We start from the raw sequence: 11791 nt of genomic DNA on the forward strand, positions 1-11791 counted from the left end.
GACTTCTCGGGCTTCCCGCCCTCCTCCTCGCGCTGATCACCTGGCAGGTCGTGGCCGACGGCCCCCTGCTCCGCCTCGACGCCCGTGTCAGCGCCGCGCTCCGCCACCCCGACCGCTTCTCCGAGATCCTCTCCGACCTGGGCAACGTCGAGGTCGCGGTCCCGGTGCTCGCGGCCGTCCTGGTCCTCGCCGGGCTGCGCCGCCGGTCCTCCGGTACAGACCACTGGTGGCTACCGTCCCTCGCCGGGGCGGTGGCGACGGCGGTGGTCCCCGCCCTCGTCGTCCCGCTCAAGGTGTGGACCGACCGCCCCGGCACCCCCGCCGTGCCGCCCGCGACCGGCTACTTCCCGTCGGGGCACACGGCGACGGCGGCCCTCGCGTACGGGAGCGCCGCCCTGGTGCTGCTCCCGCTGCTGCGCACGCCCGCCGCCCGGCGGGCCGTCGTCGGCGCCGGCGCCGCCCTGGTCCTCGCCGTCTCCTACGGCCTGGTCCGCCGCGGCTACCACTGGCCGCTCGACGTCGTCGCGAGCTGGTGCCTGGCCACCGTGCTGCTGACCCTGCTGGCGCTCGCCCTCGGCCGGGCCGGACGGACCGGCCGGGGCGGCGGCGCCGGGCCGGGTCAGCCGAAGTAGCCGTCGAAGGTCCGCTGGAACTCCCAGCCCGCGAACCGGTCCCAGTTGACCGACCACGTCATCAGGCCGCGCAGCGCGGGCCAGGTGCCGTGCGGGGTGTAGCCGCCGCAGCCGGTCCGCCGGGTCAGGCAGTCGAGGGACTTGGTGACCTCGGCGGGGGCCACGTACCCGTTGCCCGCGTTGACCGAGGCGGGCATGCCGATGGCGACCTGGTCGGGGCGCAGCGGCGGGAAGACGCGGTTCGGGTCGCCCGCCACCGGGAAGCCGGTGAGCAGCATGTCCGTCATGGCGGTGTGGAAGTCGGCGCCGCCCATGGAGTGGTACTGGTTGTCGAGGCCCATGATCGGGCCCGAGTTGTAGTCCTGGACGTGCAGCAGGGTGAGGTCGTCGCGCAGGGCGTGGATGACGGGCAGGTAGGCGCCGCAGCGCGGGTCCTGGCCGCCCCAGGGGCCGGTGCCGTAGTACTGGTAGCCCATCTGCACGAAGAACGTCTCCGGGGCCATGGTGAGCACGAACCGGGCGCCGTACCTGGCCTTGAGGGTCTTCAGGGCGGAGATCAGGTTGACGACGACCGGGGTGGTCGGGTTCCTGAAGTCGGTGTCACCGGCGGCGAGGGAGAGCGAGTGGCCCTCGAAGTCGACGTCGAGGCCGTCGAGGCCCCAGGTGTCGATGATCTTCGAGACGGAGGTGACGAAGGCGTCGCGGGCCGCGGTGGTGGTCAGCTGGACCTGGCCGTTGGCGCCGCCGATGGAGATGAGGACCTTCTTGCCCGCCGCCTGCTTGGCCTTGATCGCGGCCTTGAAGTCGGCGTCGCTCTCCACGGTCGGGCATTCGCTCACCGGGCAGCGGTCGAAGCGGATGTCGCCCGAGGTGGCCGAGGTGGGTTCGCCGAAGGCGAGGTCGATGACGTCCCAGCTGTCGGGGACGTCGGCGAGGCGGGTGTAGCCGGAGCCATTGGCGAAGCTGGAGTGCAGGTAGCCGACGAGGGCGTGGGCCGGGAGGTCGGACGATCCGCCGCCTCCGCCTCCGCCGCCCGAGCCGGTCGCGGTGGTGGCCCGGACGGCCGCCGAACGCGCGGACTCCCCCGCGGCGTTGGTGGCGGTGACCTGGAAGGAGTAGGCGGTGGCGGCGGTGAGGCCGGTGACGGTGGCCGAGGTGCCGCTCGCGGTCTGCGTCCTGACGCCGTCGCGGTAGACGGCGTAGCCGGTGGCGCCGGGGACCGCCGTCCAGGACAGGGCGACGCTGGTGGAGGTGACGGTGCCGGCGGTGAGCCCGGCCGGGGCCGCGGGCGGCTGGCCCTGGTCGGCGGCGGGGCCGGTCAGGGTGAGGTCGTCGGCGTAGTAGGCGCCGGTGCCGTACCAGCCGTGGGTGTAGATGGTGACGCTGCTGGTGGTGGGGCCGGTGCGGAAGGTGGTGGTGAGCCGCTGCCAGTCGGGGGCCGACTGGGTCCAGGTGGAGACGTCCGTGGTGCCGGTGCCGCTCGCGCCGAGGTAGACGTAGGCGCCGCGGACCCAGCCGCTGAGCGTGTACTGCGCGTCGGGGCGCACGGTGACCCGCTGCGCGCACTGGGCGTTGTCGCTGCCGGCCGGGGTGGCCCGCAGCGCCGAACCGCCACTGTGCACAGGGGTGTCGACCGTGGTGCCCGCCGGGCAGGTCCAGCCGTCGAGACCGGTCTCGAAGCCTCCGTTCCTCGCGAGGTCCGCGTCGGCCGCACGGGCGGCCGACGAGAGCGCGGTGATGCCGGGCACAGCGAGCAGAGCGGCTGTCAGCACGGCGAGGACAGGTCTGAAGCGATCCACAAGTGCCTCCGGGCATGGGGGAATTGGAGGGGTGGAGCGCGCCCAATTTGGTCCAGACCAATCCTGTTGTCAAGACCTCACGCGGTCACCCGGTGCCTCCCTCACCGGCCAGGCCTGCCGCCGCCTCGTGCATGGCCAGCTCCAGGAGCGCCGGATCGGTGAGGGTGCCCGAGCCGTCCGGCGGGACCAGCCAGCGCACCCCGCCGGTGGCCCGGCCCGGGTAGGGCACCACGATCCAGGTGCCCGACCCCGCGGTGCGGATGCCGGTGCCGAGCCAGCGCGCGGCGGTGCCCGGCGGCACGAAGAACCCCATCCGGGCGTCGCCGAAGTCGACCAGCACCGGGCCGGGCTGGTCGATGACCCGGGTGAGCACGTCGAGCGTCGGATAGCCCAGCGTGGCGGGCAGGATCAGCACGTCCCAGGCCTTGCCCGCGGGCAGCAGCGCGACGCCGAGCGGATTGCGCTCCCACTCCCACCGGCACGCCTCGGGTTCCGGTGCCACGGATGCCAGCCATTCGACGGCCGTCTTCGCCCCAGTCATGAAAAGAGCTCCCTCTCTCGCGTCGACGCGGTCGCGTCACGGGAGAGAGGGAGGTACGCGCCGGGCATTACGCGGGTTACGCAATCCCGTGCGGGTGAACTGGATCACACCCGCGACGACCGCGCCGGGCTGCCGCGCGGCTCAGCTGTCGAAGCCGAGGCCCATCCGGTCCATGGTCCGCAGCCACAGGTTGCGGCGGCCGCCGTGGCTGTCGGCGCGGGCCAGCGACCACTTGGTGAGGGCGATGCCGGTCCAGGCGAACGGCTCGGGCGGGAACGGCAGCGGCTTCCTGCGGACCATCTCCAGCCGGGTCCGCTCGGTGTCCGCGCCGTCCAGCAGGTCCAGCATCACGTCCGCGCCGAACCGGGTGGCGCCCACCCCGAGCCCGGTGTACCCGGCCGCGTAGGCGACGTCGCCGCGGTGGGCGGTGCCGAAGAACGCGGAGAAGCGCGAGCAGGTGTCGATGGCGCCGCCCCACGCGTGCGAGAAGCGGACGCCCTCCAGTTGCGGGAAGCAGGTGAAGAAGTGCCCGGCGAGCTTGGCGTAGGTCTCCGGGCGGTCGTCGTGCTCGGCGCGCACCCGGCCGCCGTACGGGTAGACGGCGTCGTAGCCGCCCCACAGGACGCGGTTGTCGGCGGAGAGCCGGAAGTAGTGGAACTGGTTGGCCGAGTCGCCGAGGCCCTGCCGCCCCCGCCAGCCGATCGAGGCGAGTTGCGCGTCGGAGAGCGGCTCGGTCATCAGCGCGTAGTCGTAGACCGGGACGGTGTAGGCGCGCGCCCGCCTGACCAGGTTCGGGAAGACGTTGGTGCCGAGGGCGATCTTGCGGGCGCGCACCGAGCCGTACGGGGTGCGGACGGCGAGGGCGGCGCCGTGCCGCCGCAGGGCGAGGGCCGGGGTGTGCTCGTGGACCCGGACGCCGAGCCGGAGGCAGGCCGCCTTCAGGCCCCAGACCAGCTTGGCGGGGTGGAGCATGGCGACGCCCCCGCGGTCCCAGAGGCCGCCGAGGAAGGTCGGCGAGTCGACCTGGTCGCGGACCGCGTCGGCGTCCAGGTGCTCGACGCCGTCGGCGAGCCCGGCCCGCTCGGTCTCCTCGTACCAGTCGCGCAGTTCGCGGGCCTGGTACGGCTCCGTCGCGACGTCGATCTCCCCGGTGCGTTCGAACTCGCAGTCGATGCCGTACCGGGCGACGGCCGCCTCGATCCCGTCGAGGTTGCGGGCGCCGAGCTCCTGGAGGCGGTGGATCTCCCCCGGCCAGCGGGCCAGGCCGTTGGCGAGGCCGTGGGTGAGGGAGGCCGCGCAGAAACCGCCGTTGCGGCCGGAGGCGGCCCAGCCCACCTCGCGGCCCTCCAGCAGGACGACGTCCCGGCCGGGGTCGCGCTCCTTGGCGAGCAGCGCCGTCCACAGTCCGCTGTACCCGCCGCCGACGACCAGCAGGTCGCAGGAGTCGGCGGCGGTGAGCGCGGGCTCGGGGCGGGGCCTTCCGGGGTCGTCGAGCCAGTACGGCACCGGCTGCGCGTCGGAGAGGGATGCGGTCCAGCGGGTCATGGCGCTCGGGGCCATGATGTCAACTCCCTACAGGGCTCTGCCGGGTCGTCCCGGATTCTTTTTTATGCCTTCTGCTTCGTACGGCGATGGGTGATGAGCATCGACGCCAGCACGAACAGTACGGCGACGAGGAACATGGCCGTACCGATGACATTGATCTGGACGGGTGTTCCGCGCTGTGCCGAACCCCAGACGAACATGGGGAAGGTGACGGTCGAGCCCGCGTTGAAATTGGTGATGATGAAATCGTCGAAAGAGAGCGCGAAGGACAGCAGCGCGCCCGCGGCGATGCCCGGTGCCGCGATGGGCAGGGTGACCCGCAGGAAGGTCTGCGCGGGTCCGGCGTAGAGGTCCTGGGCGGCCTGTTCGAGGCGCGGGTCCATGGACATCACGCGGGCCTTCACGGCGACCACGACGAAGCTCAGGCAGAACATGATGTGGGCGATCAAGATGGTCCAGAAGCCGAGCTGGGCGCCCATGTTGAGGAACAGGGTGAGCAGCGAGGCGGCCATCACGACCTCGGGCATCGCCATCGGCAGGAAGATCATCGAGTTGACGGCGCCGCGCGCGCGGAACCGGTAGCGCACCAGCGCGAAGGCGATCATCGTGCCGAGCGCGGTGGCGCCGAGCGTCGCCCAGAAGGCGATCTGGAGGCTGAGCGAGAGGGAGCCGCACATGTCGGCGACCCCGCACGGGTCCTTCCAGGCGTCCAGGGAGAACTGCTGCCAGGCGTAGTTGAAACGGCCTTTCGGTTTGTTGAAGGAGAAGACCGTGACGACGATGTTGGGCAGCAGGAGATATCCGAGCGTCACCAGTCCCGCGATGACGACGAGATGCCGCTTGAGCCAGTTGACGAAAGGCATTTAGACCAGATCCTCCGTCCCGGACCTGCGGATGTAGAAAGTCACCATGAAAAGGATCGTGGCCATCAGGATGAAGGAGAGGGCGGCGGCCGTCGGATAGTCCAGGATGCGCAGGAACTGCGTCTGGATGACGTTTCCGATCATGCGGGTGTCGGTGGAGCCGAGGAGTTCGGAGTTGACGTAGTCGCCCGCCGCGGGGATGAAGGTCAGCAGCGTGCCGGAGACGACGCCCGGCATCGAGAGCGGGAAGGTGACCTTGCGGAAGGTGGTGGACGGCTTCGCGTACAGGTCGCCCGCCGCCTCGTGCAGCCGCCCGTCGATGCGCTCGAGCGAGGTGTAGAGCGGCAGGATCATGAACGGCAGGAAGTTGTACGTCAGTCCGCATACCACCGCGAGCGGGGTGGCGAGCACCCGGTCGCCCGCCGTCCAGCCGAGCCAGCTCGTGACGTCGAGGACGTGCAGCGTGTTGAGGGCGCCGACCACGGGACCGCTGTCCGCGAGGATCGTCTTCCAGGCGAGGGTGCGGATCAGGAAGCTGGTGAAGAACGGCGCGATCACCAGGATCATGATCAGGTTGCGCCAGCGGCCCGCGCGGAAGGCGATCAGGTACGCCAGCGGGTAGCCGAGCAGCAGGCACAGGACCGTCGCGGCGGCCGCGTACAGGACCGAGCGCAGGAACTGCGGCCAGTACTCGGCGAGCGCGTCCCAGTAGGTCACGAAGTGCCAGGTGACCTTGTAGCCGTCCTCAAGGGAGCCGGTCTGCACCGAGGTGGACGCCTGGTAGATCATCGGCAGCGCGAAGAAGACCACCAGCCAGAGCAGTCCCGGCAGCAGCAGCCAGTACGGCGTGAGGCGGCCCCTCCTGCGCGGCGGCTTCGGCTCCTCGGTGCCGGGCGTCAGGGGTGGCGCCCCGGTGGCGGCGGCCATCAGGCGGCCGCCTCGTCCGCGCCGGTGCCCGCGTCGATGGCCTGCGCCGCGTCGAGCCCGAAGGTGTGGGCCGGGTTCCAGTGCAGGACGACCTCGGCGCCGGGGACCAGCCGGGCGTCCCGGTCGATGTTCTGGGCGTAGACCTCGAACTCCGGGCAGACCGGGCTGTCGATCACGTACTGGGTGGAGACGCCGATGAAGCTGGAGTCGGCGATCCGCCCGGTGATCCGGTTGCGGCCCTCGGGCACGGCGCCCGCCTCGTCCGCGTGCGCCAGCGAGATCTTCTCCGGCCGCACCCCGACCAGCACCTTGCCGCCGGCCGTGGTCGGCGCCGAACATCGCGACCCGGGCAGCACCAGCTTGCCGCCGCCCGCGCGCAGGACGATGTCCTCGCCGCTCCGGGTGTCGACCTCGGCCTCGATCAGGTTGGAGGTGCCGAGGAAGTTGGCGACGAACGTGGTGGTCGGGTTCTCGTACAGGTCGCTCGGGGAGCCGAGCTGCTCGACCCGGCCCGCGTTCATCACGGCGACCGTGTCGGCCATCGTCATGGCCTCCTCCTGGTCGTGCGTGACGTGCACGAAGGTGATGCCGACCTCGGTCTGGATGCGCTTCAGCTCAAGCTGCATCTGGCGGCGCAGCTTGAGGTCGAGGGCGCCGAGCGGCTCGTCGAGCAGGAGCACCTTGGGGTGGTTGATGAGGGCGCGGGCGACGGCCACCCGCTGCTGCTGGCCGCCGGAGAGCTGGTGCGGCTTCTTGCGCGCCTGCTCACCGAGCTGCACCAGCTCCAGCATGGACTCGACCTGCTTCTTCACCGACTTGATGCCGCGCCTGCGCAGTCCGAAGGCGACGTTCTCGAAGATGTCGAGGTGCGGGAAGAGGGCGTAGGACTGGAAGACGGTGTTCACCGGCCGCTTGTACGGCGGCAGGTGGGTGACCTCCTGGTCGCCGAGGTGGACGGAGCCGCCGGACGGCTCCTCAAGGCCCGCGATCATCCGCAGGGTGGTGGTCTTGCCGCAGCCGGAGGCGCCGAGCAGGGCGAAGAAGGAGCCCTGCGGGACGGTCAGGTCGAGCGGGTGCACGGCGGTGAAGGAGCCGTAGGTCTTGCTGATGCCGGTGAGGCGGACGTCGCCGCCCCCGTCGTTGCTGGTCGTCATCGTCGTCACGCCCCTGTGAGCTTCGCGAACTTCTCTTCGTAGGCCGTCTCTTCCTTCGCGGACAGTGCGCGGAAGGCGTGGGACTTCGCGGCCATTGCCTTGTCGGGGAGGATCAGCGGGTTGTCCGCGGCTCCCTTGTCGATCTTGGTGAGGTAGGGCCGGACGCCGTCGACGGGGCTCACGTAGTTGACGTACGCGGCCAGCTCGGCGGCCGGTTCGGGCTCGTAGTAGAAGTCGATGAGCCGCTCGGCGTTCGCCTTGTGCCGCGCCTTGTTGGGGATCAGCAGGTTGTCCGTCGACGTCATGTAGCCGCTGTCCGGGATGATGTAGTCGACGTCCGGGCTGTCCGCCTGGAGCTGGACGATGTCACCGCCCCAGGCGACGCAGGCCGCGATGTCGCCCTTGGTGAGGTCGGAGGTGTAGTCGTTGCCGGTGAAGCGGCGTATCTGGCCCTTGTCGACGGCCTTCTGGATCCGGGCGACGGCCGCGTCGTAGTCGTCGTCGGTGAACTTCGCCGGGTCCTTGCCCATGTCGAGGAGGGTCATCCCGATGCTGTCGCGCATCTCCGACAGGAAGCCGACCCGCCCCTTCAGCTCGGGTTTGTCGAGCAGGTCCGAGACGGACTTCACCTCGACGCCGTCGAGCGCCTTGCGGTTGAAGGCGATGACCGTCGAGATGCCCTGCCAGACGTAGGAGTAGGCGCGGCCCGGGTCCCAGTCGGGGTTGCGGAACTGCGCCGACAGGTTGGCGTAGGCGTGCGGCAGGTTCGAGGCGTCCAGCTTCTGCACCCAGCCGAGGCGGATCAGCCGGGCGGCCAGCCAGTCGGTGAGGACGATCAGGTCGCGGCCGGTGGACTGGCCCGCGGCGAGCTGCGGCTTGATCTTGCCGAAGAACTCGTTGTTGTCGTTGATGTCCTCGGTGTACTTGACGGCGATGCCGGTCCGCCGCTGGAACTGGGTCAGGGTCGGGTGGCTCTTGCCGCTGTCGTCGACGTCGATGTACTCGGTCCAGTTGGAGAAGTTCACGGTCTTCTCGGTGGCCGAGTGGTCCTCGGCGGAGGTCCCGCCCTCCGTCCGGCCCGCGGCGGGGATGCCGCAGCCGCTCAGCGCGCCGAGGCCGCCGACCGCGAGCGCGCCGCCCGCGGAGGCGCGCAGCAGCGAACGGCGGGTGAGGGCGGCCCTGCCGCCGCGGAGGCTGCGCCGCATGGCGGCCACCTGGGCCGGGGACAATCCGGGCTCGTACTGCTCCATGCGCTTGATGCCCTTTCGGGAGGGTCGGTCCGTTTCTGCCGCGCGGGTCCGGCCTGCGCCGGTCGTCGCTAGCGGTCCCCGAAGACGGTGCGGTGCCAGTCCTTGGCCGCCACCGCGGTGTTGTCGAACATCACATGCTTCACCTGCGTGTATTCATCGAACGAGTAGGCCGACATGTCCTTGCCGAAGCCGGAGGACTTGTATCCGCCGTGCGGCATCTCGCTGATGATCGGGATGTGGTCGTTGACCCACACACACCCCGCCTGGATCTCCCGGGTCGCGCGGTTGGCCCGGTAGACGTCACGGCTCCAGGCGGAGGCCGCGAGTCCGTAGGGGGTGTCGTTGGCGAGGGCGATCCCCTCGTCGTCGCTGTCGAAGGGGAGCACCACCAGCACCGGCCCGAAGATCTCGGACCGGACGACCTCGCTGTCCTGCGCCGCGTCGGCGATCAGGGTGGGGAGATAGTACGCGCCGTTGGCCAGATCGCCCAGGGGGGTCGCGCCGCCGGTGACCACGCGCGCGTACCCGCGGGCCCGGTCGACGAAGCCCGCCACCCGGTCGCGCTGGGCGTGCGAGACCAGCGGGCCGAGGTCGGTGTCCGGAGCGGACGGGTCACCCACCCGGACGGTCTCCATCAGGGCGGCGGTCCGCTCGACGAACGCCTCGTACAGCGGGCGCTGCACGTACGCGCGGGTGGCGGCGGTGCAGTCCTGGCCGGTGTTGATGAGCGACCCGGCGACCGCGCCGTGGACGGCCGCCTCCAGGTCGGCGTCGTCGAAGACCAGGAAGGGCGCCTTGCCGCCCAGCTCCAGGTGCAGGCGCTTGACGGTGGCGGTGGCGATCTCCGCGACCCGCCTGCCGACGGCGGTGGAGCCGGTGAACGAGGTCATGGCGACGTCCGGGTGGCCGACGAGGTGCTCGCCCGCCTCCCGTCCGGTGCCGCTGACGATGTTGACGACGCCGTCGGGGATCCCGGCGTCGGTGACGGCCTGGGCGAACAGCAGCGAGGTCAGCGGGGTCAGCTCGGCGGGCTTCAGCACGATGGTGTTGCCCGCGGCGACGGCCGGGAGGATCTTCCAGGCGGCCATCTGGAGCGGGTAGTTCCAGGGCGCGATGGAGCCGACGACGCCGATCGGCTCGCGGCGGACGTACGAGGTGTGGTCGCCCGAGTACTCCCCGGCGGACTGCCCCTGGAGGTGGCGGGCGGCGCCCGCGAAGAACGCGGCGTTGTCGACCGTCCCCGGCACGTCGAACTCGCGGGTCAGCTTGAGCGGCTTGCCGCACTGGAGGGACTCGGCGCGGGCGAAGTCCTCCGCGCGGTCGGCGAGCACCCCGGCCAGCCGGTGCAGCGCGTCCGAGCGCTCGCCCGGGGTGGCGCCCGCCCAGCCGGGGAACGCGGCGCGGGCTGCGGCGACGGCCGCGTCCACGTCCGCCGTCCCGGCCAGCTCGTAGCTGAGGACGTCCTTGCCGGTCGCCGGGTCGACGACCGTGTGGACGTGGCCCGACGTACCGGCGACCAGCCGTCCTGCGATGTACTGCGCCCCGGCCGCGAAACGATCCTGCGCGGGGAATCGGTCCGGGGTGGCAGTGCCCGGGTAGTGCATGTCGCTCTCCTCCGCCGGCATCCCGCGGCGCGGGGCCGGATGGCGTAGCTCCAGCTCGATTTGAGTGCCGATCCTGACAGAGCAGGGGGCGTCCAACAAGTGATTCCGTTGTTGCCTTTTGGTTACGCGACGGAATCTGTCGACCAGGTGTCGAGTGGGCGCGAAAAAGGAGGGACGGAGTGTCCGTGGTCGCTGTCACACTCCCGTGCATGGAAGCGACCACGGGGAAGATCGACTCACGGGAGACGCTGGTCAGGGCCGTCCGGGCCGGGGCCAGGGTGAGATACCTGCCCTTCTGGGGCAACCAGCCGCTCCCCGGCGGACGGCTCGGCCCGAGCTGCCTCAGCCAGTGGTGGCCCTCGCCGTTCACGGTCGACGGAGTCGCGTACGCGACCGCCGAGCACTGGATGATGGCCGCGAAGGCCCGGCTCTTCGGCGACGCGGAGAACGAACGGCGCGCGCTGACCGCGGACCACCCGGCGGAGGCGAAGAAGGCGGGCGGGCTGGTGCGCGGCTTCGACGAGCGGACGTGGAGGCGCGAACGCGTCGGGATCGTCGTCGAGGGCAACGTCCACAAGTTCACGGCCGACGAGGGGCTGCGCCGGTATCTGCTCGGCACCGGCGACCGGGTCCTGGTGGAGGCGAGCCCCATGGACCGGATCTGGGGCATCGGCCTCGCCGCCACCGACGAGGCGGCCCTCGACCCGACCCGCTGGCGCGGCACGAACCTGCTGGGCTTCGCCCTGATGGAGACCCGCGACCGGTTGCGGGGGCGCGCGGCGGAGAGGGACGGGGTGTAGGGGGCGGGGTGTAGGGGCGGGCTGTCTGGACTTCTCGGCTGGGGAGGGAGGGGCGTTGAGGCTGGGGCTCCGGAACGTCCGGGCCGAGGGCCGGGGTGTCCAGGACGTCCGGGCCGAACCAGGACGCGGGCGGGCTCGCGGCGGCGTCGGGTCAGAAGCTGGCGAACAGCAGGACGAACATCCCGAGGCCGGACAGGATGCCGAAGCCGCCGCAGATCATCCCCGCCAGGGCCACGCCGGGGTTGGTCGCCTCGCCCCGGGTGACCTTGCCCCGGCCTATGCCGCCGAAGATCAGGGCCAGCACCCCGAGCAGGATCGCCAGCGGCCAGAAGCAGAAGCCGACGGCCGCGAGGATGCCGAGCACCAGGGCGGCGGTGCCCATGCCGTTGCTGGGCGGCGGCGCCATCCCACCGGCCCAGGCCGGGTAGCCGGCGATGCCCTGCGGGCCGGGGACGCCGTATCCGGGCGCGGTCGGGTAGCCGTACCCGCCCGGGTAGCCGTACGCGGCCGGTCCAGGACCGCCCGGCGCCGTCGGGGGCGGCGGCACGGGCTCGCCGGAGTGCCCGATCGGGGGCGCGTAGGGCAGGGGGCGCCCCGACCGCCCGCCGGGGACGGGGCGGCCGGGGCTGGCCCGTAGACCGGGCGGGACGACCGGGGCGCGGGGCTGGCCCGTACG

10 protein-coding genes and 1 pseudogene are annotated in these 11791 nt (G+C 71.6%); 2 read left to right on the forward strand and 9 right to left on the reverse strand.

Features of this window, described 5'->3' with window-relative positions; all coding sequences use genetic code 11:
- Positions 1-50 precede the first annotated feature (50 nt).
- On the forward strand, positions 51-632 hold the full coding sequence (locus GA0115242_RS22020; protein ID WP_311638852.1) for a phosphatase PAP2 family protein: 582 nt from the start codon (positions 51-53) through the stop codon (positions 630-632).
- Here GA0115242_RS22020 and GA0115242_RS22025 read toward each other — a convergent pair.
- The 8 genes from GA0115242_RS22025 to GA0115242_RS22060 form a co-directional block, all read right to left on the reverse strand.
- Complete coding sequence (locus tag GA0115242_RS22025) at positions 620-2431, reverse strand: chitinase (protein ID WP_093831104.1); 1812 nt, start codon at positions 2429-2431, stop codon at positions 620-622. The genes GA0115242_RS22020 and GA0115242_RS22025 overlap by 13 nt on opposite strands.
- An 85-nt stretch (positions 2432-2516) precedes the next feature.
- Complete coding sequence (locus GA0115242_RS22030) at positions 2517-2972, reverse strand: hypothetical protein (protein WP_093831106.1); 456 nt, start codon at positions 2970-2972, stop codon at positions 2517-2519.
- 141 nt (positions 2973-3113) lie between these two features.
- Positions 3114-4532, reverse strand: coding sequence for an NAD(P)/FAD-dependent oxidoreductase (locus GA0115242_RS22035; protein ID WP_093831108.1), 1419 nt, complete (start codon positions 4530-4532; stop codon positions 3114-3116).
- 47 nt (positions 4533-4579) lie between these two features.
- Complete coding sequence (locus tag GA0115242_RS22040; protein WP_093831110.1) at positions 4580-5380, reverse strand: ABC transporter permease; 801 nt, start codon at positions 5378-5380, stop codon at positions 4580-4582.
- A complete protein-coding gene (locus tag GA0115242_RS22045; RefSeq protein ID WP_093831112.1) occupies positions 5381-6307 on the reverse strand; it encodes an ABC transporter permease in 927 nt (308 codons plus the stop codon).
- Positions 6307-7461: an ABC transporter ATP-binding protein gene (locus tag GA0115242_RS22050; protein ID WP_176729878.1), complete on the reverse strand. Its 1155-nt coding sequence runs from the start codon at positions 7459-7461 to the stop codon at positions 6307-6309. Before GA0115242_RS22050 ends, GA0115242_RS22045 begins: the two co-directional genes overlap by 1 nt.
- Positions 7462-7466: 5 nt before the next feature.
- The gene (locus GA0115242_RS22055) at positions 7467-8711 is read right to left on the reverse strand and encodes a polyamine ABC transporter substrate-binding protein (RefSeq protein ID WP_093831116.1); all 1245 of its coding nucleotides are present in this window, start codon (positions 8709-8711) and stop codon (positions 7467-7469) included.
- Between the two features lie 68 nt (positions 8712-8779).
- Positions 8780-10315: a gamma-aminobutyraldehyde dehydrogenase gene (locus GA0115242_RS22060; RefSeq protein WP_093831122.1), complete on the reverse strand. Its 1536-nt coding sequence runs from the start codon at positions 10313-10315 to the stop codon at positions 8780-8782.
- Positions 10316-10524: 209 nt separating this feature from the next.
- Here GA0115242_RS22060 and GA0115242_RS22065 point away from each other — a divergent pair, with 209 nt between their 5' ends.
- On the forward strand, positions 10525-11115 hold the full coding sequence (locus GA0115242_RS22065) for an NADAR family protein (protein WP_093831124.1): 591 nt from the start codon (positions 10525-10527) through the stop codon (positions 11113-11115).
- Positions 11116-11266: 151 nt separating this feature from the next.
- Here the strand turns inward: GA0115242_RS22065 and GA0115242_RS22070 are convergent.
- Positions 11267-11791 (reverse strand): annotated as a pseudogene (locus GA0115242_RS22070) (hypothetical protein); the annotation flags it as partial.

Origin of the sequence: Streptomyces sp. SolWspMP-5a-2 (genome assembly GCF_900091845.1) — a bacterium.
GTDB classification, from domain to species: Bacteria; Actinomycetota; Actinomycetes; order Streptomycetales; family Streptomycetaceae; genus Streptomyces; species Streptomyces doudnae.

Coding starts and splice junctions, on each gene's coding strand:
- GA0115242_RS22030 (WP_093831106.1), bottom strand. CDS start 2,972: ATGACTGGGGCGAAGACGGCCGTCGAATGGCTGGCATCCGTGGCACCG.
- GA0115242_RS22060 (WP_093831122.1), bottom strand. CDS start 10,315: ATGCACTACCCGGGCACTGCCACCCCGGACCGATTCCCCGCGCAGGAT.
- GA0115242_RS22050 (WP_176729878.1), bottom strand. CDS start 7,461: ATGACGACCAGCAACGACGGGGGCGGCGACGTCCGCCTCACCGGCATC.
- GA0115242_RS22040 (WP_093831110.1), bottom strand. CDS start 5,380: ATGCCTTTCGTCAACTGGCTCAAGCGGCATCTCGTCGTCATCGCGGGA.
- GA0115242_RS22065 (WP_093831124.1), top strand. CDS start 10,525: ATGGAAGCGACCACGGGGAAGATCGACTCACGGGAGACGCTGGTCAGG.
- GA0115242_RS22055 (WP_093831116.1), bottom strand. CDS start 8,711: ATGGAGCAGTACGAGCCCGGATTGTCCCCGGCCCAGGTGGCCGCCATG.
- GA0115242_RS22035 (WP_093831108.1), bottom strand. CDS start 4,532: ATGGCCCCGAGCGCCATGACCCGCTGGACCGCATCCCTCTCCGACGCG.
- GA0115242_RS22045 (WP_093831112.1), bottom strand. CDS start 6,307: ATGGCCGCCGCCACCGGGGCGCCACCCCTGACGCCCGGCACCGAGGAG.